General features: G+C 67.7%; 25 protein-coding genes. 9 read left to right on the forward strand and 16 right to left on the reverse strand.

Annotated elements, in window-relative coordinates; all coding sequences use genetic code 11:
* Positions 1 to 4: 4 nt before the first annotated feature.
* The gene (locus CQ050_RS13200) at positions 5 to 2,212 is read left to right on the forward strand and encodes a rhodanese-like domain-containing protein (RefSeq protein WP_105557274.1); all 2,208 of its coding nucleotides are present in this window, start codon (positions 5 to 7) and stop codon (positions 2,210 to 2,212) included.
* Positions 2,213 to 2,329: 117 nt separating this feature from the next.
* A complete protein-coding gene (locus CQ050_RS13205) occupies positions 2,330 to 3,217 on the forward strand; it encodes an aldo/keto reductase family oxidoreductase (protein WP_105557275.1) in 888 nt (295 codons plus the stop codon).
* A gap of 24 nt (positions 3,218 to 3,241) precedes the next feature.
* On the opposite strand, the gene CQ050_RS13210 is transcribed toward CQ050_RS13205, so the two are convergent.
* The 7 genes from CQ050_RS13210 to CQ050_RS13240 form a co-directional block, all read right to left on the reverse strand.
* Positions 3,242 to 4,615 carry a 3-deoxy-D-arabino-heptulosonate 7-phosphate synthase gene (locus CQ050_RS13210; protein ID WP_105557276.1) on the reverse strand — a complete coding sequence of 458 codons (1,374 nt, stop codon included), beginning with the start codon at positions 4,613 to 4,615 and terminating at the stop codon, positions 3,242 to 3,244.
* Between the two features lie 120 nt (positions 4,616 to 4,735).
* Positions 4,736 to 5,224, reverse strand: coding sequence for a heme-binding protein (locus CQ050_RS13215; RefSeq protein ID WP_105557277.1), 489 nt, complete (start codon positions 5,222 to 5,224; stop codon positions 4,736 to 4,738).
* A gap of 99 nt (positions 5,225 to 5,323) precedes the next feature.
* Positions 5,324 to 5,965, reverse strand: a complete 642-nt coding sequence (locus CQ050_RS13220) for a response regulator transcription factor (protein ID WP_105557278.1) — start codon at positions 5,963 to 5,965, stop codon at positions 5,324 to 5,326.
* The gene (locus CQ050_RS13225; protein ID WP_105557279.1) at positions 5,962 to 7,398 is read right to left on the reverse strand and encodes a sensor histidine kinase; all 1,437 of its coding nucleotides are present in this window, start codon (positions 7,396 to 7,398) and stop codon (positions 5,962 to 5,964) included. The genes CQ050_RS13220 and CQ050_RS13225 overlap by 4 nt, the downstream gene beginning before the upstream one ends.
* 57 nt (positions 7,399 to 7,455) lie before the next feature.
* Positions 7,456 to 8,619, reverse strand: coding sequence for an HPP family protein (locus CQ050_RS13230; RefSeq protein WP_105557280.1), 1,164 nt, complete (start codon positions 8,617 to 8,619; stop codon positions 7,456 to 7,458).
* An 87-nt stretch (positions 8,620 to 8,706) separates the two neighbouring features.
* The gene (locus tag CQ050_RS13235; RefSeq protein ID WP_105557281.1) at positions 8,707 to 9,153 is read right to left on the reverse strand and encodes a MarR family winged helix-turn-helix transcriptional regulator; all 447 of its coding nucleotides are present in this window, start codon (positions 9,151 to 9,153) and stop codon (positions 8,707 to 8,709) included.
* A 181-nt stretch (positions 9,154 to 9,334) separates the two neighbouring features.
* The gene (locus CQ050_RS13240; RefSeq protein ID WP_105557282.1) at positions 9,335 to 10,231 is read right to left on the reverse strand and encodes a LysR family transcriptional regulator; all 897 of its coding nucleotides are present in this window, start codon (positions 10,229 to 10,231) and stop codon (positions 9,335 to 9,337) included.
* Between the two features lie 126 nt (positions 10,232 to 10,357).
* Between CQ050_RS13240 and argC the strand changes: the two genes are divergently transcribed.
* Positions 10,358 to 11,284 carry an N-acetyl-gamma-glutamyl-phosphate reductase gene (gene argC / locus CQ050_RS13245; protein WP_105557283.1) on the forward strand — a complete coding sequence of 309 codons (927 nt, stop codon included), beginning with the start codon at positions 10,358 to 10,360 and terminating at the stop codon, positions 11,282 to 11,284.
* A gap of 140 nt (positions 11,285 to 11,424) precedes the next feature.
* Here argC and CQ050_RS13250 read toward each other — a convergent pair whose 3' ends face one another.
* Both CQ050_RS13250 and CQ050_RS13255 read right to left on the reverse strand, forming a co-directional pair.
* Entirely contained in the window at positions 11,425 to 12,309 is an 885-nt protein-coding gene (locus CQ050_RS13250; RefSeq protein ID WP_105557284.1) for an MBL fold metallo-hydrolase, read from the reverse strand.
* Between the two features lie 106 nt (positions 12,310 to 12,415).
* Positions 12,416 to 13,300: a LysR family transcriptional regulator gene (locus tag CQ050_RS13255; protein WP_105557285.1), complete on the reverse strand. Its 885-nt coding sequence runs from the start codon at positions 13,298 to 13,300 to the stop codon at positions 12,416 to 12,418.
* A gap of 156 nt (positions 13,301 to 13,456) precedes the next feature.
* Between CQ050_RS13255 and CQ050_RS13260 the strand changes: the two genes are divergently transcribed.
* Genes CQ050_RS13260 through CQ050_RS13275 form a run of 4 tightly spaced genes read left to right on the forward strand, consistent with a single transcriptional unit; the run spans position 13,457 to position 17,882 of the window.
* Positions 13,457 to 15,040 carry an ATP-dependent acyl-CoA ligase gene (locus CQ050_RS13260; protein WP_105557286.1) on the forward strand — a complete coding sequence of 528 codons (1,584 nt, stop codon included), beginning with the start codon at positions 13,457 to 13,459 and terminating at the stop codon, positions 15,038 to 15,040.
* Between the two features lie 54 nt (positions 15,041 to 15,094).
* Positions 15,095 to 16,408 (forward strand): MFS transporter, encoded by a 1,314-nt coding sequence (locus CQ050_RS13265; RefSeq protein ID WP_105557287.1) that lies wholly within the window; start codon positions 15,095 to 15,097, stop codon positions 16,406 to 16,408.
* Positions 16,405 to 17,562 carry a thiolase family protein gene (locus CQ050_RS13270; protein ID WP_105557288.1) on the forward strand — a complete coding sequence of 386 codons (1,158 nt, stop codon included), beginning with the start codon at positions 16,405 to 16,407 and terminating at the stop codon, positions 17,560 to 17,562. Before CQ050_RS13265 ends, CQ050_RS13270 begins: the two co-directional genes overlap by 4 nt.
* Positions 17,559 to 17,882: a zinc ribbon domain-containing protein gene (locus CQ050_RS13275; protein ID WP_105557289.1), complete on the forward strand. Its 324-nt coding sequence runs from the start codon at positions 17,559 to 17,561 to the stop codon at positions 17,880 to 17,882. Before CQ050_RS13270 ends, CQ050_RS13275 begins: the two co-directional genes overlap by 4 nt.
* A gap of 7 nt (positions 17,883 to 17,889) precedes the next feature.
* On the opposite strand, the gene CQ050_RS13280 is transcribed toward CQ050_RS13275, so the two are convergent.
* From CQ050_RS13280 to CQ050_RS13310, 7 genes are all read right to left on the reverse strand, one after another.
* On the reverse strand, positions 17,890 to 18,717 hold the full coding sequence (locus CQ050_RS13280) for a TlpA disulfide reductase family protein (protein ID WP_105557290.1): 828 nt from the start codon (positions 18,715 to 18,717) through the stop codon (positions 17,890 to 17,892).
* A gap of 140 nt (positions 18,718 to 18,857) precedes the next feature.
* Positions 18,858 to 19,268 (reverse strand): RidA family protein, encoded by a 411-nt coding sequence (locus tag CQ050_RS13285; protein WP_105557291.1) that lies wholly within the window; start codon positions 19,266 to 19,268, stop codon positions 18,858 to 18,860.
* A gap of 46 nt (positions 19,269 to 19,314) precedes the next feature.
* Entirely contained in the window at positions 19,315 to 20,040 is a 726-nt protein-coding gene (locus tag CQ050_RS13290) for an amino acid ABC transporter ATP-binding protein (protein WP_146121024.1), read from the reverse strand.
* Positions 20,041 to 20,054: 14 nt separating this feature from the next.
* Positions 20,055 to 21,014, reverse strand: a complete 960-nt coding sequence (locus CQ050_RS13295; protein WP_105557293.1) for an agmatinase — start codon at positions 21,012 to 21,014, stop codon at positions 20,055 to 20,057.
* Between the two features lie 34 nt (positions 21,015 to 21,048).
* Positions 21,049 to 21,720: an amino acid ABC transporter permease gene (locus CQ050_RS13300; protein ID WP_105557294.1), complete on the reverse strand. Its 672-nt coding sequence runs from the start codon at positions 21,718 to 21,720 to the stop codon at positions 21,049 to 21,051.
* A complete protein-coding gene (locus CQ050_RS13305) occupies positions 21,710 to 22,390 on the reverse strand; it encodes an amino acid ABC transporter permease (RefSeq protein WP_105557295.1) in 681 nt (226 codons plus the stop codon). Before CQ050_RS13305 ends, CQ050_RS13300 begins: the two co-directional genes overlap by 11 nt.
* A 10-nt stretch (positions 22,391 to 22,400) precedes the next feature.
* Positions 22,401 to 23,252, reverse strand: coding sequence for a transporter substrate-binding domain-containing protein (locus tag CQ050_RS13310; RefSeq protein ID WP_105557296.1), 852 nt, complete (start codon positions 23,250 to 23,252; stop codon positions 22,401 to 22,403).
* A 148-nt stretch (positions 23,253 to 23,400) separates the two neighbouring features.
* On the opposite strand from CQ050_RS13310, the gene CQ050_RS13315 reads away from it, so the two are divergent.
* Positions 23,401 to 24,312 carry a LysR family transcriptional regulator gene (locus CQ050_RS13315; RefSeq protein ID WP_105557297.1) on the forward strand — a complete coding sequence of 304 codons (912 nt, stop codon included), beginning with the start codon at positions 23,401 to 23,403 and terminating at the stop codon, positions 24,310 to 24,312.
* Positions 24,313 to 24,461: 149 nt separating this feature from the next.
* Positions 24,462 to 25,253 (forward strand): amino acid ABC transporter substrate-binding protein, encoded by a 792-nt coding sequence (locus CQ050_RS13320; protein WP_105557298.1) that lies wholly within the window; start codon positions 24,462 to 24,464, stop codon positions 25,251 to 25,253.
* Positions 25,254 to 25,255 lie beyond the last annotated feature (2 nt).

Below are 25,255 nucleotides of genomic sequence, written 5' to 3' on the forward strand. Positions count from 1 at the left end.
TCCCATGAGCACCTCTGCCCAAACGGCCGCGCCGGCCCTCAGCAAGCACACCGAACGCGCACAGGCCGTGCGCGCCTTCATCGCCCAGGTCCGGCAATTGGCGCCTGATGCGGCGCAAGCCACACCCGCGCAACTGGCCCGGGTGGCAACGCTGCTGGAAGCGCTGGGGCAACGTCGCGACCTGTTTTCCGCCGACGCCTTTGCCGTGGTGCCGGGACGCCCGACTTCCATCTACCGCCTGGCCGAGGAGATCGACGGCGGCTACGCGCTGTACCTGTCGCTGGGCGAACCGGGCAAGGCACAGCCGCCGCATGACCATACGACGTGGGCCATTATCGCGGGGGTGAACGGCAACGAGCGCAACGAGGTCTATGCGCGCGCGTCCACCCAGGATCCGCTGCGCGACACCTTGACCCATGTGCGGCGCGTGGACGTCGGCCCCGGCAGTTCGATCGTGCTGGGCCCAGGCGACGTGCACACCATCGAACTGGTGGGCGACGAACCGGGCGCGCATCTGCATTTCTACGGCCTGGCGCTGGACCGGCTGCACGGCCGCGTGGTCTTCGAAAGCACCGCGGGCGGCACGTACCGGACGTTTTCGCCGCCCGCAGCCATCTACCACGCGCGCCTGTCGCCGCAGGCGCTGCAGGACGAACTGCGCGGCGAGGCCGAGATCGCCGTGCTGGACGTGCGGGAAGCCGGTCGCTACGCCCGCCGCCACCTGCTGCATGCGGTGCCTGCGCCGCTGTGGCGGCTGGAACTGCTGGCCGACCGGCTGGTACCGCGCCGCGACACCCGCATCGTGCTGGTGGACGACGACGAGACCCAGGCCCATCAGGCCGCTTTCAAGTTGACCCGCCTGGGTTGGACCGACGTGTCGGTGCTGGCCGGCGGAACGGACGATTGGGAACGCGCGGGCCTGGAACTGTTCTCGGGCACGAACGTGCCCAGCAAGGCGTTCGGCGAGGTCATCGAACATGAGAAGCACACGCCATGGATCGACGTGGAAGAACTGCACGAGCGCGTGGCGCGCGGCGACGATATCGTCGTTGTCGACAGCCGCACGCCTGAAGAATTCCACAACTTCACGCTGCCGTTTTCGCACAGCCTGCCGGGGGCGGAACTGGTCTACCGCATTCGCGAGCTGGCGCCTGATCCCAAGACCTTTGTCGTGGTCAATTGCGCCGGCCGCACCCGCAGCATCGTCGGCGCGCAGACGCTGATCGACGCCGGCATCCCCAACCGCGTCGCCTCCTTGCGCAACGGGACGATGGAATGGCTGCTGTCGGGCCGGGAACTGGCTTATGGCCGCCACGCGGCCTTGCCGGAGCCGGGCGAAGCGGCGTTGGCCGCCGCGCGCGAACAGGCCCGCGACGTGGCGCAACGCGCCGGCATCGGGTACATCGACACGGCGACGCTCGCAGCGTTCGAGGCGGAACAGGCGGCGCGCACGCTCTACAAGTTTGACGTGCGCACCCGCGAGGAATATGAATCCGGGCATCTGGAAGGCTGGCGTTGGGCGCCGGGCGGCCAACTGGTGCAGGCGACGGACGAATACCTGGCGACACGCCGCGCCCGCGTTGTGCTGGCCGACTGGGATGGCGTGCGCGCGCTGACGACCGGCGCTTGGCTGGCGCAATTGGGCGCCGTCGAGGTCTACCTGTACCAGCCGCCCGCGCTGGCTCCCGTGCAAAGCGGCCCCGAACCGCGTCGCGTGTTGCGCCATCGCCCGGACGCCGCGGGCGTGCGCCCGGCCGCGCTGAACGACGCGCTGCAGGCGGACGAGGCCATCGTGTTCGACGTGGAATCGCGCGTGGCCTATGAGCGCGGCCACGTGCCTGGCGCACGGTTCGCGGCGCCGGAGCGCCTGGCGGAGTTCCTGTCACCGGACGACCCGCGCGTCATTGTGTTGACGTCGTCCGACGGCGTGCTGGCGGGCGCCGTGGCGGCCGAGCTGGCCTGGCGCGGCAAGCACCCGGTCCGGTATCTGCTGGGCGGCACGCGTGCCTGGAAGGCGCAGGGCCTGACGCTGGCGGCGGGGGCCGAGGGCGTGTTGACCGGCGACGACGATCAAAGCATCAGCCCATATCTGTTCGATGACCTGTCGGCCCGCGACCAAGGGTTCCGTGACTACCTGGATTGGGAGCTGGGGCTGGTGGCGCAGCTTGAGCGCGAGGGCAGCGGCGGCATCCGCCTGATCGCGGCGGCGTAGGGCATGGGCGGGCGACCCGGTGGCCAGCCCGCGCGCGCGCCGGCGCGCCGGGTTTTTTGCCTGATTATCCACGGTCGCGGAAAGGGCTAATCTTTCCTTTTCGCCAGGAGATCCGACATGCCACCGCTACACAACGAAGGTCATCGCCAAGACACCTGCACGCTGGGGACCAAATCGGTCAGACGCATGGGCTACGGCGCGATGCAACTGGCCGGCCCGGGCGTCTTTGGCCCGCCGCGCGACCGCGACGCGGCGCTGGCCGTGCTGCGCGAAGCCGTGGCCAACGGCGTCAATCACATCGACACCAGCGACTTCTATGGGCCGCACGTCACCAACCAGATTATTCGCGAGGCGTTGTCGCCTTACTCGGATGACCTGGTGCTGGTGACCAAGATCGGGGCCCGGCGCGGCGAGGATGCCTCCTGGATACGCGCGGATGGCGCGGCCGATCTGGAAAGCGCGGTCGAGGACAATCTGCGCAATCTGGGGCTGGACGTGCTGGAGGTGGTGAATATGCGCATCATGTTCGGCGTGCACGGGCCCGAGGAAGGGTCGATCGCCGAGCCATTGTCGGCGCTGATCAAGCTTCAGCAACGCGGCCTGGTGCGGCATATCGGCTTAAGCAACGTCACGCCCGCGCAGGTCCAGGAAGGCGGTGGGCTGTGCGACATCGTCTGCGTGCAGAATCAGTACAACCTGGCGCATCGCCACGACGACGCGCTGATCGACGCGCTGGCACGGGACGGCATCGCCTATGTGCCGTACTTTCCGTTGGGCGGCTTCAGCCCATTGCAATCCGCCACGTTGACCGAGGTGGCGCAGCGGGTGGGCGCGACGCCCATGCAGGTGGCGATCGCGTGGTTGTTGCAGCGCGCGCCGAATATCCTGGTCATCCCCGGTACGTCGTCCGTGGCCCACCTGCGCGAGAACCTGGCTGCGGCGACCCTGGTGCTGCCGGCAGCGGAAATTCAGGCCTTGGACGGGATCGGACGCTCGGCCGGCTGATGCGTGTCCGCGGCTGCCGAAGGGCTACACCATGGCCAGCAGGTCGTCGACGTGGACCATCAAATCGCGAACCTGGCGCAGCATTGGATACTGGTGCAGCACCGGCGCCCACTGAGGGGATTCCAGCAATTGCCGCCAGACGGGTTCCAGTGCCGAGGGATCTGGCTGCTGCCCAGCCTCCAGCCTGCACGCATAGTCCACGCTGGCAGGCGCCGAAAGCAATTGCATCCGGCTGGCGGCGCTAAGCAGACGCGGCGCGGCGTCGGCCGGCGCATCGCAGCAATAGAGCACCGTGCCATTCAGCCCGGGCGAATCGGTCGGCAGGGCGCGAAGCGATGCGCCGCGCAGGTTCACGATTCCTTGCCGGGTCTGGAACGGATAGACGATGTGTGATTCGGCGTGCGCAAGCAGCCGCAAGCCGCGCTGAAGCCGGGGCAGGTCGGCGGTGGCGGCATCCACCGACGCCTTGGCTTCAATCAGCAGACAGACGTCCCAGACCGGCGTGGCGGCGGCCGTGCAAGTCTGGCGCAGCAGCACGGCGTCCCATTCGCTCTTGGCGCGTTCCGAGCTGGCGGGGATGGACGAGGGCACCAGCATCGCCGTCACCACGCGATAACGCGCAGGGTCGCCTTCGGCGTGGTTCAAGCGCTGGGCCAAGGCGTCCAGCGCTTGCGTGGCCAAGGCTTCGACGGCGGCGCCACGGCGCTGGGCCGCTGAGCCTTGCGCGGCGGCGCCGGGGCTTCCCGAGCGCGGGCCGTGGCGGTCCCAGAGAGATTGATATTGCCGCACCTGCGCATCCGGCGCCAAGGCGTCCAGGCGCTGCAGGCGCTCCAGCGCCTGATCATCCAGCAGCCGGGCCAGCGCTCGCTGGACGGAGGGATCAACCACCTTGTCCGGCACGGCGCGCAGTCGGCGCGCAGCGTCACGCAACGCCGTCCAGGACGCCGTGGAGACTGCCGCTTGCAGCGGCGCCAGGGCATCTCGGTCCGGGCCCGGCGCCATGCGTTGCAGCTTGGCGGGATGGGCGATCGCGTTGGCCGCGGCATGGATTTGGCGGCGGTCCTGGTCGGCGACGGCGGACAGCGACGCGAATTCACGCACCTGCGGCGCGCGATGCCGCAGCACGATGGCCTGGAAGGCCGGGTCTCCTTCTTTCGCGCGCATGGCCTCGTGGATCAGCTGGGCCAACGCGCGCAGGAAGTCCTGCCGGGTCGCGGCGTCCGGGGCAACGCCTCGAGCCAGCGCCTGGCGTGCGTGCTCGACCGTCGTGGCAAGCAGGGTAGCCGGACCGGCATTCGGTGCTTGCGTTGCCGCCTCGGGCGTGGACGGCACGCGGTAGCGGCGCGCAACGGTGCGGAGAATCGTGTCCAGCAACGGTGGGGAGGGCGGCAGCGGCATGGGCGAGCATTGGCGGTCAGGCAATGACCGCAGTGTCGCATGAAGCGGGCATCGGCTGACGGGTAGCGCAATGCGCGATCACGGCTTGAGCGCCGGGCCGCAAGCCCGCCGCGTCACGCGTTACTTGAACATCGCTGCGTTTTCTTCCAGCACGGCGTCGGCGCATTGCGCGTCCAGATTGCCGCCCGGGGCGCCTGCCACGCCGATCGCGCCGATGACGCTGGTGCCGGCCTTGACCGGCACGCCGCCGCCCAGCAGCAGGAAACCGGGGATGTCGGTCAGATTGGCTGCGCCCGGATTCTTCTGCGCGTTTTCCATCATGGTCAGCGTCGGGGTCTTGGCCGAGACGGCGGTGAAGGCCTTGGCGCGGCTGGCTTCGATGGTGTGCGGGCCGGCGTTATCGGCGCGTGCAAAGGCCTTGAGCAGGCCGGCGCGGTCCACGACCGAGGCGCTGACGTTGTAGCCCTTGGCCTGGCACGCGGCCACGGTGGCGGTGGCCAGCTTTTGCGCATCGGCCATCGACAGGTTGCTTTCGTTCAGCACGGCGGCATTGGCGGCGCCGGCGAAAGCCAGGGTGGACATCAAGGTGGCAAGCGAGAAACGGGTCATGGTCTGCGTCCTTTTCGGGAACATTCGGTAGGAGCAGTCAGTGTGGCCAAAACCCGCGGTGGGCGGTATACGCCCGAATACGCGGGCGTCTCCGTAGCGCTACGGAGGACCGGGGTCCAGCAACGTGGCGTACTGGCGGATCAGTTGCGCCAGCGAATCGGCTTCCAGCTTGGCGAAGACGTTGGCGCGGTAGGTTTCCACCGTGCGCGGCGACAAGTCGAACTCGCGCGCGATCTCTTTGTTGCTCATGCCTTGCACGACGCGTTCCAGCACCTCGTGTTCGCGCCCCGACAGCCGCGCCAGCCGTTCGGCGGCGGCTTGCGTCACGGCCAGGCGCTCGCGGCTGGCGATGTGGGTGCGCACGGCGGCCTGCACGGCGTCCAGGAACACGTCGTCATCCACGGGCTTTTGCAGGAATTCCATGGCGCCGCCCTTGAAGGCGCGACGGCACAGGTCGACGTTGGCGTGGCCGGTCAGCATGACCACGGGCAAGTCGGATTGTTCGGCCAGCCGGCTCAGCACGTCCAGTCCGCTGATGCCGGGCATGCGGATATCCAGCACGACGCAGCCGATGGCGCTGGGAACCAACTGCGCCAAAAAGGCCAACGGATCGCCGAAACCGGCGCTGCGCAGGCCGACGCTGCGCAACAGCAGCGCCAGCCCGTCCCGCACGGCGTCGTCGTCGTCGACCAGATAGACCTGCGGCGAAAGCGCCAGGGTGCGCGCGTCTGTGGCGGTCATGGGGAGGCTCCTGAACGCGGCAGGCTGACGGTGAAGCAGGCGCCGCAAGGGTGGAGGTTGCGGGCGGCGATGCGGCCGTCCATGGAGCCGGCCAGCGTGTCGCACAGCGCCAGGCCCAAGCCCATGCCCTGCGGCCGCGTGGTGTAGAACGGCGCGAACAGCCGCGGCAGCGCTTCGGCGGCGATGCCCGCCCCGGTATCGCTGACGATGAACAGGTATTCGTCGCCTTCGGCGCGGCCTTCGATCTGGATGTGGCGTGGGCCGTCGGTATCCGCCAGCGCATCGGCGGCGTTCTGGACCAGATTGTGCAGGATTTGCTCCAGCGCCACGCGGTCGCCCAGCGGCCGCGCGCCGGGGCTGGCGTTGTGCCACCCGAGGCGGATGCCTTGCCGGGCCAGGTCCGGTTCGCGCAGGAAGCGCAAGGACGCCACCAGCGCGTCCGGATCCAGCGCTTCGCGCCGCGCGGGCGAACTGGGCTGCACCAGGGCGCGCATGCGGCTGATGATGTCGGCGGCGCGTTTGGCTTGTTCTGAACTGGCCAGCAGGGCATGGCGCACGGCGGGCCGTTCGTCGTCGTCGTCCAGCAGGCGTCCCGCCGCGCGCGTATGCGCCAGGATGGCCGTCAGGGGTTGGTTCAGTTCATGGGCGATGCCCGCGGCCATTTCGCCCAGCGTGCTCAATCGGGCCATGGCCGCCAGCCGCGCCTGTTCCTGCTGCCGGCGCGCGTCGGCGCGCGAGCGTTGCCACGCCGCCGCGCCGGCCACGAGCAGCCCGCTGGCCACGGCCCACGCCAGCCAGGCCAGCCAAGGCCAGTAGCCGGGCGTCAGTGTGCGGGTGCTGCGCATCTGGAACGGCTGGCTGGCCGCGCCCAGCGGTTTCTGCAGACGTATCGTCAATCCGAACGCGTCAGCCGGCTGCTTGTCCAGCAACGGCAAGGGAATGCGGTCCACCGTCAGGCTCAGGTTGGACAGGCCAGGCGGGAAATCGGCGGCGGGCACCAGTTGGCGGGCGTCCAGCAGCAGGCTCCAACTGGACGGCGCGATCAACCAGTACTGCGCGATGTCCACCGGCAAGGTGACGGGCCGCCCGGATTGGCGTGCGCGTTCCCGCGCCGCGGCCCAGCCGGGGGGCGCGGCCGTGCTGCCGGACCAGGCGCCGTCGGCCAGATAGCCCAGGCCCAGCAATTGCGGCAAGGCGGGCTGCAGGCTGGGGTACAGGCGCTCGGGCAAGGGCGGATGCGACAAGGCCGCCAACGTGGCCAACACGGCTTCGTGCTGCACCGTTTTTTGGCTCAGCATGCGTTGGGCGATGCTGGAGCTTTGGAAGAAGCGGTCGTACTGGTCGACGTATTCCTGGCGGGCGATCCAGATGGCGCCCAGGCAGAACAGGAACAGCCAGCAGAAGAGGGCGCGCGTGCGCGATAAGAGGTTCACGCGTGAAATTATGCCCTGCGGCCAGCGCGGACAGGAATCCGTAGGGCTACGGAGGGATCAGGCGACGCGCTTGCCCGGGTCCGTGCCCGCAGCCGCCTGCGAGCTGGCGGATACCGCCATCTGGTACAGCGCCGCCACCAGATCGGACTGGGTGATCAGCCCTTGCAAGGTGCGCGACGCGTCCAGCACCGGCACGCAGTGCAGGCTGTCGGACATGGGGCGCGCCAGTTCGATCACGGGCAATCCGGGCGTGGCGAAAGGCACTTCGCTGCGCATGCAGTCCGCCACCCGCAGGTCGAAGGTCGGAACGCCATCGACGGTGGCGGTCACGAGCCGGCTCTTGCGCGCCAGCACGTCGCCCTGCGCAAGCATGCCGGCATAGCGGCCGGCAGGATCCAGCACCGGCAGCGCCTGCAGCCGGTGTTTGTCGAACAGGCGGATCGCGTAGTCCAGCGGATCTTGCTCCTGCACGGTGACGACATCGCGCGACATGATGTCGGCACAAGAGACGTCGCCGAAGCGGCGCACGCTGGCGCGCAGCTCGGCGGCCAGCACGATGTCTTCCAGGTCTTCCTTGCTGATGTCCAGCAGTTCGCCGCGTTGGGACAGGGCGTCGTCCAGATCGGCGCGGCTGAAGCCCAGCCTGGCGCTGGGGACGGCGTCGCGGGTGTGGTGGCCGGGGGCCGGATCGGCGTGGCGGCGGGGGTAGTTGCGCTTGAGCGCGCCATTGAACGCCACGGCGATGCACAACAGGATCAGGGAATTCAATCCCACCGGCCACAGCGCGAAGCCGTAGCCCAGGCTGGCGACGGAGGGGCCGCCCAACACCGCGGTCAACGCGACGGCGCCGCTGGGCGGATGCAGGCACCGCAAGCTGAACATGGCGCCGATGGCCAGTGCCACCGCGACGGCGGCAGCCACGCCCGGCACCGGAATCATCTGCGCGCAGGACACGCCGATCAGGGCGGACACCAGATTGCCCGCCAGGATGGACCACGGTTGGGCCAGCGGGCTGGCGGGCGCGGCGAACAGCAGCACGGCGGATGCGCCCATCGGGGCAATGAACCACGGGTTGGCGCTGCCCAGCGCGTGGCGGCCCACCCATTCCGTGCAGAACAGCCCGACAAGCGCGCCCACGGCGCCATACAGCTTCTCGCGCCGGTTGACGCCGACAGGCGCCGGCGCGAACGCGCTCAGCCAGCGCTTGATTGCCACACCCAAAACGATCTCCTTGCATGCCTTAAATATGTCGGGGGACGACAATTTATCACGCGGCGGTGGCGCGCCGCGAGTTGTGGGCGGGGGGATTCAGGCGGGGTCGTCGCCGATGCGAGTCAGCAAGCGCGCCAGCAAGGGCCGCATGGCGCGCAGTTCTTCCAGATGCGAGGCGGACAGGCTTTCCAGCACGCGTTCGGCTTTGGGGGTCAGCACGACTTCAACGCGCCGGCCGTCTTCAGGATCGGTCTCGCGGCTGACGAGATCCTGGCGGGCCAGGCGGCCGACCAGTTCAGCCGCCGTGTGCGGGCGGATCAACAGGCGGTCCGCAATTTCGCCCACGTACAGGCCGCGCCGGCCAGACGGGCTTTTGCGGGTGCCCTTGATGGCCAGCAAGGTCTGGTGCTGCTGCGGGGTCAATGCCACTTCCGCGGCGGCGCCTTCACTGAAGGCCGCGAACGTGCGCAACGCGTAGCGGAAGTCGGCCAGCAGTTCGTAATCAGCGGGCGACAGCGGAGTGGGGGACGGAGAGATTTTCACTCGCCGATTCTAATATATGTCTTGATACGATATAAATGATCTGGCGCAAGCCCAGGCGCTTTCTTCGTGTTGTTTTCTTGAATTTCCGTATCTACGCACGCTGGCGCAGGCGCGCGCGCCGGCTGCGCGACGAAAGCCAGCGCATGGCATATATCCGCCGCGCCTCGTGACGGCGTTGGCGTTATCCGCCGCCGCTTGCCGCCCGTAGCTCCCACAGCACGTCCAGCACGTGGCGGGTCGCCTGTTCCACCTTTTCCGCACGGTGCGCGATGCCCAGCGGGCGCCATAGCGCGGGCCGCAGCGGGCGCATCACGATGCGCGGATCGGGTTGCGGCGCGGTGGCCTCGTGCGGCAGCAGCGTGGCCCCGTAGCCGGCGGCCACCAGGCTCTTGATCGCGTCGTTGTAGTTCAACTGGATGCGGGCACGCGGGTTCAGGCCGGCGCCGGCGAACCATTCGCCGGTCTGGCGCGACAGCCGTGTCGTGGCGTCGTTCAGGATCAACGGGCGGTCCGCCAGCCAGGCCGGCGTGACGCGCGCCGGCGCGGGCCAACTGGCGGGCAGGAAAGCCATGACCGGGTCGCGGCGCCAGGGCTTGAGCACCAGGCCGTCCAGGGGCGGTTGCGGCAGCGCCACCAGCCCCACGTCCAGCGTGCCGTCATGCAGCCGCTGCAACGTTTCCTGGGAGGTCAGCACCGCCACTTGCACGTCGATGCCGGGGTGATGGCGGCCCAGCGACTCCAGCGCCTGGGGCAGCAGATGGGCGATGGCGCCAGTGGACGCGCCCAGCCGCACGCGGCCGGCTAGCCCCTGCACCTGCCGCTGCACGTCGTCCAGGGCCTGGTCGGCCTCGGCCAACAGGCGGCGCGCGCGTTCCAGCAGCGTGTCGCCGATGGAGGTGGGCCGCACCTGGCCCCGCTTGCGGGTCAGCAGCGGGGCGCCGATGCGTGCCTCCAGGTCGGCCACGTGCAGGCTGACGGTGGGGGGCGCCAGATGCAGCGCGCGGGCGGCGTCCGCGAAAGAGCCCAGGTCGGCAATGGCCACCAGGGTGCGCAAGCGGTCCAGGCTGATTTCGCGCATCGGCTTATCGTTCAGTAAACATGAAGTTGATGGTCATGATATTCGACTTTTCTTATGTTTGGCTCCGCCCGATGATACCGACTTGTCACCCCCCATCCTCACCTCCCGAACGGGACGGAGCACGCCATGACCCATCCTCTTGTTTTCATCGACGGCGACCAAGGCACGACAGGCCTGCAGATTCATGAACGGTTGCACGGCCGGACCGATCTGCGCCTGCTGACGCTGCCCGAGGCCGAACGCAAGGACCCGCAGCGCCGCGCCGAAGCGATCAACGCCAGCGACGTAGCCATCCTGTGCCTGCCCGACGAGGCGGCGCGCCAGGCGGCAGCCTCCGTCGTCAACCCCTCGGTGCGCGTGATTGACGCCAGTTCGGCGCATCGCACGACGCCGGGCTGGGTGTATGGTTTTCCGGAAATGGACGCCGCGCAAGCGGACAAGATCGCCCAGGCCAAGCGCGTCACCAACCCGGGGTGCTATCCGACCGGGGCCATTGCCTTGCTGCGCCCGTTGATCCACGCCGGCCTGGTGCCGGCCGACTACCCGGCCGTGGTGCATGCGGTATCGGGCTATTCGGGCGGCGGCCGCGCCAGCGTGGAGGCTTATGAAGGACCGGACGGCGCGAAAGGTCCGGCCTTCCAGCTGTACGGGCTGGGCCTGGCGCACAAGCACACGCCGGAGATCGAGGCGCACGCCGGGCTGACGCAACGGCCCGTGTTCGTGCCGGCGTACGGGGCGTTCCGCCAAGGCATCGTGCTGACGATTGCGCTGCATTTGCGCCTGTTGCCGGCAGGCGTCACGCGCCAGCGGCTGCATGATTGCCTGCAACGGCACTACGCCGGCACGTCGCACGTGCAGGTCGTGGACAACCAGGAAGCCCAGGGCCACACCCATCTGGATCCGCAGGCGCTCAATGGCACCAACGACTTGCGCCTGGCCGTCTACGGTAACGAGGCGCACGGCCAGGTGCTGCTGACCGCGGTGTTCGACAACCTGGGCAAGGGTGCGTCCGGCGCGGCAGTGCAGAACCTGGACCTGATGCTGGCCGCATAGTCTTGTCCTGCGGCAGGCGGACCGCGTTCATGACGCCGCCGAATTGAAAAACGCCTGCCGAGGGCAGGCGTCGTGCGCAAAGTGGGAACCCTCGCGTCAGGCGTAAAAGGACGGGCTTCCATCGCCTCGGGCGCGGCGTATCACCATTTCATTTCGCCCTTGGCGACCTTGGCGCTGATGTCCAGCGATGCGGCCGCGCCGGACTGGGGATATTGCGCCTTCATCGCGGCGATCAGCGCGGCGCCGTCGGCGGCCTTGGCGGTTTGCTGGTCGAAGGCGCGGATATAGCCTTGCGTGTAGCGGACCGATTCCAGGTTCAGCGGGGCGCCCGGCGCATAGTGGCCGGGTATGACGGTAACGGGGGCCAGCTTTTCAATGCGGGCCAGTGTGGCCAGCCAGTCCTGGTGCGATTGCGGCGTTTGCGTGTCGGCCATCCAGACGTGCAGGTTGCCGAACACCACCACGCCACCCACCACGGCCTTGAGCGACGGGATCCATACGAAACTGCGGTCCGGTTGCGGGCCGTCGAGTCCGGTGATCTCCAGCGTCTTGCCTTCGAGCGTCAGCGTGCGGCCGGGCAGCACCTGCGGGATGACGGCCTTGGAAGGCGCGTCGGCGCCCAGCTTCGGGCCCCAGAACGCGAGCTTGCCGTCCACGGTTTCCTTGATGTGCCGCACGGTCGGTTCGGTGGCCACGACGCGGGCGTCGGGGAAGGCCGCCAGCACGGTGTCCAGGCCGAAATAAAAGTCGGGGTCGCCGTGGCTGATGTAGATGGTGGTCAGCTTCTTGCCGCTGGCGCGCACCATCTCGACGACTTTTTCGGCTTGCGATTTGCCGAACTGAGCGTCGATCAGGATGGCTTCACGCTGACCACTGACCAGTACCGACGACACCTGGAAAATGGCCTCGTTGCCGGGATTGAAATGGGTCAGCGCAAGGTTGGTGCCCGCGGCGTGGACCGGGGCGATCAGCGTGGCGAACGTGGCGGTTTGTAGCAGGCGGCGCAGGGAAGCAAGAAGGGGCATGGCGGGCTCTCGGACGAAAAGGGGGGGAAGGGGAGCCAGTCTAGTTGCACGATCCGTTCGGATCTATCCCCCGCAACGGCTGAGTCTGTTGCATATATCGGTCATATCAACCGGGTTTCGCGTCGGCCAGGGTCGTTTCGACCAGATTGCGCAGCCACATCGTGCCGGGATCGCTTTCGAAGCGCGGATGCCAGTGCACCGTGACGCACAAGGGCGGCAGCGCGATGGGCAGGGCGCGGATCTCGAAGGCGTTGTCGCGGTTGAACCAGAGGGCGGCTCGGTAGGGCAGCGTGACCGTCAGGTCGGTGCGGCGCACGATCTCGGCGGCGGCGGAGAAGTGCGGCAGCGTCAAATAGGGCTGACGGTGCAGGCCGGCTTCGCCCAGCACGTCGTCCAGCAGGCGATGCGCACTGCCGCGCGCGGCCACCAGGATATGGTCCAGGCGCTTGAACTGGCCGCGCGTCAGGCCGGCCGACAACACCGGGTGGCCGCGCCGGCCCATGCAGGCATAGCGCTCGCTGAACAGGTCGGCGTGGCGGGTGTGGCGGCCCAGGCCCGCCAGGTTGCCGATGGCCAGATCGACCTCGCCGTCCTTCAGCGCCTGCGGCAACTGTTCCAGCGCGATCTCGACCACTTCGACCCGCAAGCGCGGGGCCAGGGCATGGACGCGTTCCATCAGTACCGGCAGGAAGACCATTTCACCGATGTCGGACATCGACAGCCGGAAACGGCGGGTGCTGGTGGCAGGGTCGAACCGCTGGCGCAGATTGACCGCTTCGGCAAAGCTGTTCATGCCGCGTTCGATGGGGCCCGCCAGGGCGAACGCGATTGGCGTGGGCTGCATGCCCGTGGCCGTGCGCACGAACAAGGGGTCGTCGAAGCGCTCGCGCAGCCGGGCCAGCGCATAGCTGACGGCAGGCTGCGTCAGGTTCAGGCGCTGCGCCGCGCGCGTGACGCTGCGTTCGTGCAGCACGGTCAGGAAAACCCGCATGAGATTCAAGTCGAAGTCCACGCATGCCCTTGATATCAATCTGATTTATAAGATAAATAATACCCATAAATTTGACACATAAATAGTTGATTCTTAGACTAATTTCCCAGAGCCGCGCCGCCTTGGCAACGGCCGCACCCCCGGGGAAATCGTCGCATGCATGCGTTGACATTGCCGTCGTTGTTGGTTGAGCAGGGCGCCCGTCTGGGGCATCGTGTGTGGGTGCAGGCGCCGGGCGGCGTCTTGCGCTTTGGCGATGCGCCGGCCCACGCCGCAAGCTGGGCCGCGCGCCTGGCATCGGCGGGCGTGGGGCGTGGCGACCGCGTGGGCCTGATGGCGGGCAACCGGCACGAGTTCCTGTCCGTGGTGCTGGGTTGCGGCTGGCTGGGCGCGGTGGTGGTGCCCATCAACACCGCGTCGCGCGGCATGCAGCTTCGGCACATCCTGGCCAATAGCGGATGCGTGCTGCTGGTGGCGGACGCGGCGTCCTGTGCCGCCTTGTCGGCATTGTCCGCCACGGAACCCCTCGCTGGCCTGGCGCTGCGCGCCATCTGGATGCTGGACGATGCCCCACCGCTTGCCGGCCTGCCCGCGCCGGCCAGTGCGCTGCCGCCGCCGCCCGACGCGCCGCTGCCGCCGGCCGCCGACATCCGCCCCGGCGACATGCTGGCGATCCTCTACACCTCGGGCACATCGGGCCTGTCCAAGGGCGTGTGCTGCCCGCACGCGCAGTTCTATTGGTGGGGCGCGATCGCGGCGCGCAATCTGGAAATCTCCGACGCCGACGTGCTCTACACCAGCCTGCCGCTGTTTCACACCAACGCGTTGAACGCCTGTTTCCAGGCGCTGGTGACGGGCGTTTCGATCATTTGCGACGAGCGTTTCTCGGCCAGCCGCTACTTCGACCGGCTGGAAGCCACCGGCGCCACCGTGACGTATCTGTTGGGGGCGATGGTGCCGATGCTGCTGGCGCATGAACCCGCGGCGGCAGAGCGCCGGCATCGCACGCGCATCGCCTTGGCGCCCGGCGTGCCTGAGCGCTTCCATGGCGCCTTCACCGAGCGTACCGGCATTGCGCTGCTGGAGGGCTACGGGTCCACCGAAACCAATTTCGCCCTGGGCGGGACGCTGGCCGAACAGCGGCCCGGCACGATGGGCCGCGTTGCCCCGGAATTCGATGCGATGGTGGCCGACGAGGACGACGCGCCGGTGCCGGATGGCGAGGCGGGCGAACTGCTGTTGCGCGCCAGGCCGCCGTTCGCGGTGGCGACTGGCTACTTCGGCATGGACGACAAGACGGTCGAAGCCTGGCGCAACCTGTGGTTCCACACGGGCGACCGCGTGGTCCGCGACGCCGACGGCTATTTCAGATTCCTGGACCGCATGAAGGACGCTATCCGCCGCCGCGGCGAGAACATCTCGTCCTACGAGGTGGAACAGGTGCTGCTGGCGCATCCGGCCGTGGCCGTCGTAGCGGTCTATGCGGTGCGCTCCGAGCTGGCCGAAGACGAAGTCATGGCGGCGGTGGTCTACAAGCCCGGCCAGTCATTGACGCATGCGGCGCTGCTGGATTTCTGCCAGCCCCGCATGCCGTATTTCGCCGTGCCGCGCTATCTGCGCGTGCTGGGCGATTTGCCGCGTACCGAGAACGGCAAGGTCCGCAAGTTCCGCTTGCGGGAAGAGGGCATCACCGGCGACACCTGGGACCGGGACGCCGCGGGCTATCGCGTGGCGCGATAGCGCTAACCGGCGCTTCTCGCGCCATTGATCCATTCAAAAATCCAAGGGGCGGCAATGACGATGGCATACAAAGGGGCGGCGTTGTCCGCGGGCGACGAGGCGAAAAGAAAGCGAACCCGGCGCGTGGTGATGGCCTCCGTCGCGGGCAACGCGATGGAGTGGTACGACTTTTTCATCTATGGCACGGCGGCGGCGCTGGTGTTCGGAGAACTCTTCTTTCCCAAGGGCACCGACCCGTTGCTTGGCACGATGGGCGCGTTCGCGGGGTTCGCGGTGGGCTTTTTGGCGCGGCCCCTGGGCGGCGTGGTGTTTGGCCACATCGGCGACCGCTATGGCCGCAAGCTGGCGCTGGAATGGACGCTGGGGCTGATGGGCGCGGCGACGTTCCTGATCGGCCTGCTGCCAACATACGACCAGGTCGGGTTCTGGGCGCCGGTGGCGATGGTGGTCCTGCGCATCCTGCAGGGCGCGGCCGCGGGCGGGGAATGGGGCGGCGGCGTGTTGCTGATCAGCGAGGCGGTGGGCGGCAAGCGGCGCGGGTACTTCTCGTCGTTCAGCCAACTGGGCGTGGCGGGCGGCTTCGTGCTGTCGTCGGCCGTCTTCATGCTGGCCCAGCAATTGCCGCAAGAGTCGTTCATGAGCTGGGGATGGCGCTTGCCGTTCCTGCTTAGCGTGCTGATCTTCGGCGTGGGCCTGTACATCCGCAAGCACATTCCCGAAAGCGAAGAATTCGTGCAGGCCAAGAAAACGGCCAAGCGCGGCATGCCCGCCGTGGAAGTCTTCCGCCGCTATCCGCGCCAGGTGCTGACCGCGATGGGGTTGCGCGTGGCCGAGAACGGCGGTTCATACATCTTCCTGGCGTTTGCGCTGGCCTATGGCAAATTCCTGGGCATCCCCAATGACGTCATGCTGGGCGGCGTGCTGGCGTCCATGTTCATCGAGTTGGGCACGTTGGTGTGGTTCGGGCACTTATCCGACCGCATCGGGCGCCGCGCGGTGTACCTGATCGGTTCGGCCGGTCTGGTGCTGGTGGCGTTTCCCTTCTTCTGGCTGGTGCAGACGAAGGAACCGATCTGGATATTCCTGGCCTTCTTCCTGGGCAACACGGTCTGCCACGCCGCCATGATCGGCACGCAGCCCGCGTACTTCGCGGAACTGTTCCCGGCCGAGGTCCGCTACACCGGCCTGGCGCTGGGGCATGAACTGGCCTCGGTGTTCGCGGGCGGCTTGTCGCCGTTGATCGCGATGGCGCTGTTGCGCAAGTATGAATCCGCCACGCCCGTGGCGTGGTTCCTGATGGGCATGGCCGCCATCACGGTGATTACCTTGCTGCTGACGCGCGAGCCGCCCCGCGAGGACGCGGAATGAGCGTGGCCCGTGGTCCCGGCATCGTCAGCGTGGGCGAAACGCCGTCGCTGCGCCATCCCGATGCCGCGTGCAGCACCGCCGGCCTGATGGCCGAGGCCATCGGCTGCGCCTTGCGTAGCGCGGGTCTGGCCCCGGCGGAGGTGGACGGATTGGGCGTGGCGTCGTTCACGCTGCGCCCCGACCGGGCCATTGACCTGGCCTGGCGGCTGGGGTTGCGCCTGAACTGGTGCATGCAGGACGAAATGGGCGGCGCCAGCGCCATCAATCTGCTGCGCCAGGCGTGGCTGGCGTTGGAAGCCGGGCAGGCCGACACCATCGTGCTGGTGTCGGGCGACCACTTCACCGGCGCGAATTTCGCGGGGCTGGTGCGCGGCTACAACCGCAGCGCGCAAGATTATCTGAGCCCGCTGGGCTGCGAAGGGCCGAACCCGCTTTTCGCCATGCTGACGCAGCGGCAAATGGCGCGCACGGGTTTGCGCCGCGAAGACTATGGCGCCCTGTGCGTGGCGCAACGGCAGTGGGCGGCCGACAACCCGAACGCCGCATACCGCCAGCCGCTGACGCTGGCGCAATACCTGGATGCGCCGCTCGTGGCGCCGCCGCTGGGCCGGCTGGATTGCGTGCCCGTCGTCAGCGGGGCCAGCGCGCTGGTGCTGCGCGCTCGGCCGCAAGGCATCAGCGTGCGGTTGATCGCCAGCGATGGGCGCTATAACGCCGATCAGCAGGAAGGGGATGGTCTGCAAACCGGCATCGCCGAGTTCGCGCCGGCGCTGTGGCGCCGTGCGGGCGTGGGGCCGGAAGACATGGACGTCGTCAGCGTATACGACGACTATCCCGCCATGGCGCTGGCGCAATTGTGCGATCTGGGGTTTGCCGACGCGGATGACCTGCCGGGGTTTGTCGCCCGGCGCATTGCCACGCGTTCCTTGCCCGTCAATACGGCGGGGGGCCAGCTGTCTGCGGGGCAGGCGGGCACGGCGGGCGGCATGCACGGTCTGGTCGAGGTATCGCGGCAGTTGCTGGGTCAGGCTGGCGGGCGCCAATTGCGCGGGCCGCGCAGCTTGCGGCATGGCGTCGTCACCGGCTACGGCATGGTGCAGCTGCGCTACGGCATGTGTGCCAATGCCGCGGTGCTTGCAGCGGAGGAAGCATGAGCGTGAACGTCTTTGAATGCCAGGCATGCGGTCATCGCGTGTATCCCGCGCGCTTGTGGTGCCCGGCCTGCGGACAGGATCAGAACCAGGCGCGAGAAATCGCGGTGCAAGCTGCCGAATTGCTGGCGTGGACCGAGATGCCTGCCAGGCCGGGCGACGCGGCGTCCGCCGTTATCGCCACCGTGCGCGCCTTGCCTGACGGCCCCCAGATGGTGGTGCGGCTGGACGCGCCGCCCTCCCATGCCGGCCAGCGCCTGCATCTCTTTGCGCGGACGATGCAGGGGCGGGCGTTGCCCTGGGCACGCGCAACGCCGCACTGAGGCGGCGTCAGCCGCCGTCCGCTTTCTGAATGGCTTCCAGGCGCTGCGCGAGCGACGCCGTGGACAGCTCGCCCACGCGCAAGTCGACCAGACGACCCTGCGCGTCCAGGAACAGCGTGGCAGGCAAGCCGCGGTTGCTGAAATTGCGCGAGGCATCGCCTGCCGGATCCAGCAGCACGTTGCGCAGGGAGGGCGCATGCTGCTCCAGGAATTTCGCCACGTCGGGCGGCGCCTCGCCCTGATTCAGGAACACGAAATTGACGTCGGGATTGGCCGCCTGCGCTTTCGCGAAAGCCGGCATTTCGCGCCGGCACGGCGGGCACCAACTGGCCCATAGATTGATGACCGTGGGTTTGCCGTGGAAGGTGGACAGCGCGGCGGGCGCGCCGTCGATGCGCTGCACGGCCAAGGCGGCCAGTTCGGGTTGCGCTTGCGGCGTGGGCGCCAGCCAGCGTCCGCCGCCCACCCAGACGGCGCTTGCCAGCGCCAGCGCGCCTACCAGCGCGGCACGCGGGGCATGCCGCCGCAGCGCGGCGAACAGGGTGTAGGCCCAGGCGGCGGCCAGGCCCGCCCATCCATGCCAGCCGCCATCGCGCAGGTCCAGCACCCTGATCGGGTCGGGCAGGTAGTGCTCGCGGTACTGCCAGACGAAACTCAGCCGGGCCACCAGCAAGCCGATCAACAGCGCCCGCCACAAGGCGGTGCCCAGGTCGGCGGCCAGATCGCGCTGGCGGTTCAAGAGGCGCGCCGCAAGCAGGCCCGCGGCGGCGGCCGCGATCAGCAGGGCGAAGTCAGCGGGGATGACGAGCGGGCCCAGGCGCAGGGCGGGCATCATGCGCTCGCTCCGGCCAGATGGATGGAGGGTGCGTCGCGGTCATTGATCTTCAGTTGCATGCTGCCTTCCCGAGTTAACGGGAAAGCCTATCATGCCGCGTCGCAAGGCAGGATTTCCGCCCCCGGCGTCCAGCCGTCCTTTCAGCCGGGAATGACTGCGGTGACGTCGATCTCGACCAGCCATTCCGGCCGGGCCAGCGCCGACACGACGATGCCGGTGGACACCGGAAATACGCCCTTGAGCCAGCGTCCCACCACGCGGTAGACGGTTTCGCGGTAGCGCACGTCGACAAGATAGACGGTCAGCTTGCAGATGTGCGAGAGTTCGCTGCCGCATTCCGCAAGCAGCATGGCGACGTTGGCCATGGCTTTTTCGGCCTGCGCGGCCACGTCGCCCACGCCGACCGATTCGCGGGAATCCAGGTCCTGGCCGATCTGTCCTCGCAGGAACACGAGGTTGCCGGCCACCACGGCTTGGCATAGATCGTTGTCCAGTTGTTGTTCGGGGTAAGTGTCGCGGGTATTGAATTTGCGGATGCGGGTGTGCGCCATGATGGGTGTCTTGTCGTAAGGCGGGCGCGCGGGGCGCCGCGCGGGGTCAGTGGGGAAGAATCTTGGAAAGGAACCGCTGCGCCTGCGGACTGGCGGCGTCGCGGAAGAAACGATCGGTGGGGCTGTCCTCGATGATGGCGCCGTCTTCCATGAAGACCACGCGGTTGGCCACGCGCCGGGCAAAGCCCATCTCGTGCGTCACCACCATCATCGTCATGCCTTCTTCGGCCAGTTCCACCATCACGTCCAGCACTTCGTTGACCATCTCGGGGTCCAACGCCGACGTGGGCTCGTCGAACAGCATGGCCATCGGGTCCATGGATAGCGCCCGCGCGATGGCCACGCGCTGCTGCTGCCCGCCGGACAACTGGCCGGGATGCTTGTGGGCATGGGCCGACAGGCCCACGCGCGCCAGCAACGCGGCGGCCTTGGCGCGGGCAGTGTCGATGTCGCGCCCCAGCACGATCTGCTGGGCCAGCGTCAGGTTGCGCGTGATGTCCAGGTGCGGGAACAGCTCGAAGTGCTGGAACACCATGCCGACCTTGGTCCGCAGCGTGGGCAGGTCGCGGGACGCGGTGACCGAATCGCCGTCGATCAGGATGTCGCCGTTCTGAATGGGTTCCAGCGCGTTGACGGTCTTGATCAGGGTGGACTTGCCGGAACCGGACGGGCCGCACACCACCACGATCTCGCCCTTGGAAACGCGGGTGGAGCACTGCTTGAGCACGTGGTGGCTGCCGTAGTATTTGTCCACTCCGCGGATGTCGATGATGGGTGCGGACGTGTTCATTTGTCGTAATGCCCCGCGCGGATCGAGGCGCCGATCAGGTTCAGGATCAGGCGGCCTGCGGTGATGCAGGAGATCTGGTTCAGGTCTTTCTCTGGTTGGATCTCGACGATGTCCATGCCCACCACGCGGCCCTTGCGCACCAGGCCATGGATCAGTTTGCGGGCCTGGACGAAGGTGACGCCGCCGGGCGCCGGGCCGGCCACGGCGGGCATGGTGGCGGGGTCCATGCCGTCGGCATCGATGGTCAGGTAGTAATTGCCGCCGTCGGGAATGCGGTCCAGCACGGCGTCCATGCCCACGTCGTGCAGCTCGTAGGCCGTGACGAGTTCGGCGCCATAGGCGCGGGCCGCCACCAGTTCTTCCGGCCGGCCGCTGCCCTGGGCACGCAGGCCGATCTGGATGATGCGGTCCACGTGGGCCATTTCGGATGCGCGGCGGATGGGGCTGGACAAGCCGTCGCGCACGCCGTTGACGTCGTCGCGCCAGTCCAGGTGGGCGTCGATGTGCACCAGCGTGATGGGGCCTTTCTGGTCCAGGCCGCGCAGGATGGGGGTGGTGATGCCGTGGTCGCCGCCCAGCACGATGGGCACGGCGCCGGCGGCGGCAATGCGGCGCACGGCGGCTTCGGCGCGCTCGTAATGTTCGCCGCGCGGCTTGGACAGGTCGGGGATGATGTCGCCGCAGTCGACGAAACGGATGTCGTCGCGGCCTTGCAGCAGCGGGCCGTCGATGTCGAAGTCATAGTGTCCGGGCCGGCGCACGACGCGGTCGGTCGCCTGGCGGATGGCGGTGGGCGCGTTCGTCTGGTCATTGCTGAAATCGGCGGCGGAATAGGGCGAGCCGTAGGGCATGCCCAGCACCGCGATATCCGCCTGCAGGTGGTCCAGGTCCAGCGCCAGCGTGGAATACAGCAGGGTCGGGTGGCCGGTGCGGGGAGGGACGGTGTAGGGGGTCATGTCGGGGGTTCCTTCAAAGGACGGTTAAGGGGGATCAGGCCTGGGCCTTCGGCGCAGCTGCGCGACGCGCCGCGGCTTCCAACCGGCGGCCAATGCCGGCCATCAGCACGCTGCACAGCCAATAGATCAGCGCGGTGGCGCCCAGCACCTCCAGATACGCGAAGGTGTTGGCCGTCAGCAGATTGCTCTGGTAGGTCATTTCGGGCAGGCTCATCACCGAGAAAATCGCCGAGTCCTTGAACATCATGATGACCAGGCTGGTGGCGGGCGGAATCAGGTAGCCGAACAATTGAGGCACGACGATGTGGCGCTGCGTCTGCCAGTACGTCATGCCCAGCGATAGCGACGCGCTGGTCTGCCCGCGCGGCACGCTCTGTAGGGCGGCGCGCAGGATTTCGCAGAAATAGCCGCCGGTGTAGAACGCCGTGCAACCGATGGCCACCGTCATCGCGGAGGCCGGCACGCCCAGCTTGGGCAGGCCGAAGAACGACAGGTAGACGAGGATCAGGTACGGGATGTTGCGCACCAGCTCCACGTAGCCCAGCGCCAGCGGGCGCAAGGGCGTGCGCGACTGCGCCGCGTAGGCGGCCAGCGTGCCGATCAGCATGCCCAGCGGGATACCGATCAAGCTGACCAACGCCGTGATCCGCAGGCCCTTGAGCAACACGGGGATGGATTCCCCGACGATGGAAAGATCAATGGGCATGGGGCAGCATCCTCGACACGCGGCGTTCGCACAGCCTGGAAACGGCCGACAGGCAGAACAGAATGATGAAATAGACCACCGCCGTCACCGTGAACACCTGCAGGGGCAGATCGCTTTGCAGCGTGGCGTTGCGCGCGACCGTGGCCAATTCGGGCACGGCGATGATGGACATCAGCGACGACGCTTTCAGCAGGATGGTCAGCTCGCTGGTCAGCGGCGGGATCGCCCGGTAGAACACCTGGGGCAGCAGCACATGGCGCCATATCTGCCGGCGCCGCAGCCCCAGGGCACGGGCGGCGGCCACCTGTCCGCCCGACAGCGTGCCCAGCGCGCCGCGCAGGATCTCGACGATGTAGGCGCTGGTGTTGCACGCCAACGCCCCGATGCCCGCGGCGATGGGCGATACGGAAATGCCCAGCAGCGGCGGCACCACGTAGTAGGCGATCAGCATGTGGATCAGCGCGGGCGTGCCGCGGATGGCGCTGACCCACAGCATGACGACGCCGCGCAACGGGGCATACGGCGACATCCGTGCCAGCAGCAGGGCCACGCCCAGCACGATACCGATGGCAAAGGCCGCCGCCGATGCCGCAAGCGTGATGGCCGTGCCCGAGACAACGCCGTGCAGGAACGGCGCCAGCGCGCCGTTTTGATTCAACCAGTCCAGCATGGCGGCGGGCTCAGATCGCGCCGGCGGGCAGGTAGTTGGCGCGCGGGATGTCCATGGGCGCGCCGAACCACTTCTTCTGTAGTTCCAGCAACTGGCTGGATGCGCGCAGCTCATCGAACGTGTCGTTGACGAACTGGCGGATCTCAAGGTCTTGCGGATTGGCGACCCAGGCCAGCAGCTTGGCTTGCCCGATCTCGCCGGCGATGCGGAACGCGCCGGGCTGTTTGCGCATCTGCACGGCGGCGATGTTCGAAGGCATCAGCGCCACGTCCACCGTCTTGTTGGCCAGCGCGTTGGAGACGTCCGGGTAGGCCTGGAACAGTTTGGTGTCGGCATAGCCCTTGGCGCCGGACTCCTTCAGGCGCTTTTCGAATTCCTCGGCGACCGGCTGCGACGACGATCCCATCTGCGTGCCGATGATCTTGCCCGCGATGTCCTTGTCCTGCTTGATCGACGCGTCATCCGCCCGCACCATCAGCACGGACCGCACCACGCCCACCGGCTGGGTGAAGGCAAAGCGCTTGGCGCGCTCGGGGGTGATGCCCACGCTGGTGGCCACCAGGTCGAACTTGCGCGACATCAGGCCCGGCAGCAGGCCCTGGAAGGGCAGGTTCATCTGTTCCAGCTGCACGCCCAGTTTGGCAGCCATCAGTTGCAGCACATCATGGCCGTAGCCCACGACCTTGCCGTTTTCCACGAACTCGAACGGCTCGTACGCCGCCTCGGTGCCCACGGTGAGGCGGCCGCGCTTCTTGATATCGGCCAGCGAGCCGCCCTCGGCAAATGACAGCGCGGGCAGGGCCAATACGGCACCGGCGGCGAGGGTGGTCGTGACAAAGCGCCTTCTGGACAGGTTCTGCATGATTTTTCCCTTGAAATATCGTGATGTTCCGTCCGCCGGGCTGGCGGACCCGGATCGGGCCGCCGCGGGAATCTGCGCTCCCTGGCGCCAGCGGTTCGGGAAACTGTATTCCCCCGAATCGGTCATGAAAAATGATTTTTTTAGTGGTATGGTTTCAAAATTCAATACCTTTCAAAACGGAACGACCTTGGCCCGTCCGGAGTTCACCGAGCGCGACCTGCGCTCCCTGCGCATCTTCTGCGCCGTGGCCCAGGCCAACGGTTTCGCCGCGGCGGAAAAGCAGCTGAATATGTCCAAAGCCTCGATCAGCCGCCATGTGCGCGAGGTCGAGGAAACGCTGGGCGTGCGCCTGTGCGACCGCGGGCCGTCGGGCTTCGAGCTGACCCAGGCGGGAAAGGTGGCGCTGGAACTGGCCCGCGACGCGTTGAAATCGCTGGCGCGCATCCGCCCCGAGATCGATGCGGTGCGGGGCGTGCTGTCAGGCACGTTGTCCATCGGCATGGTCGAACACGTCATCACCGACGCCGACTGCCAGATTCCCCTGGCGCTGGCCGCCATGCGCGAGGCGGCGCCCGACGTGAAAGTGGAAATGACGGTGATGACCTTCAACGATCTGGATCAGGCGCTGCGCGAGCGGCGCGTGCAGATCGCGGTACGGGGCATGTATCGCCGCGAAAGCGGCTTCCACTATCAGCGCCTGTTCGTGGAACGGCATCGCCTGTTCGTGGCGCGTGGCAGCCTGGACCGCGCCCGCGACCTGCCGCTGGTGTATCGCTCGCACCCGTTCGTCCACGATGCGCTGGGCGAATATGGGTTCGCGCGCGGCCCGGAGGCCACGGGTTTGGAGGCCATCGCCATGCTGGTGTCGTCCGGCCATTACCTGGGGATGCTGCCCCAGCACTATGCCGATTCGGTGTCTCGGCGGCATGCCTTGACGCCGTTGCCGGACGGGCCCGTCTATGAAAACACCATCAGCGCCATTACCGAGGTGTCGCGGCCGGGCACGCGTGCCGTCGAACTGTTCCTGCGCTTGCTCGAACGCTTCCATCCCGCCCTGTAGCGGGCGATTCGCCGCGCATGGAGGCCAGGCGGCCGGGGGCAGGGCGGCCTTCCATGGGCAGGTTCCGCAGTGACGCTAAAATGTCGGCTCTCGGCTGAATGCCCAGCCCCTCCGGCTTCTTCATTATTGCGCCCGGCGCACCCATAACTATGAAAAAACTGACTGCTGTTTTCCTCGTGTCCGCAACCACGATGCTGACCGCTTGCGGCCCCAGCGACAACGCGCCCACCGCCGGCGCGCAAGCGCCCGCGGCCGTCAAGAAGGTCGTGGTGGGCCTGGACGACAATTTCCCGCCCATGGGTTTTCGTGACACGAGCAACCAGATCGTCGGCTTCGATATCGACATGGCCAAGGAAGCCAGCAAGCGCTTGGGGCTGGAAGTGGAATTCAAGCCGATCGACTGGAGCGCCAAGGAAGCCGAACTCAACGGCAAGCGGGTCGACGTTCTGTGGAACGGCCTGACCATCACCGAAGAGCGCAAGAAGAACATCAGCTTCACCGCGCCGTACATGGCCAACCACCAGATCATCATCGTCGGCAACGCCTCGCCCGTGAAGGCGAAGGCCGATCTGGCGGGCAAGACCGTGGGCGCGCAGGACGGCAGCAGCGCCACCGACGCCATCGCCAAGGACCCGGTTGCCGCCCAGATCAAGGAAGTGAAGAAGTTCGGCGACAACGTCACGGCGCTGATGGACCTGGCCGCCGGCCGCCTGGACGCCATCGTCGTCGACGAAGTGGTGGGCCGCTACCTGATCAGCAAGCGCGCGGGCGAATACCGGGTGCTGGAAGAAAACTTCGGCACCGAAGACTACGGTGTGGGCGTGCGCAAGGACGACACCGAACTGCTGGGCAAGCTGGACAAGACGCTGGATTCGATGAAGCAGGACGGCACCGCCGGCCGCATCGCGACCCAGTGGTTCGGCGCCAACATCATCAAGTAAGC

It is taken from the genome of Achromobacter sp. MYb9, from assembly GCF_002975275.1.
Taxonomy (GTDB): domain Bacteria; phylum Pseudomonadota; class Gammaproteobacteria; order Burkholderiales; family Burkholderiaceae_B; genus Achromobacter.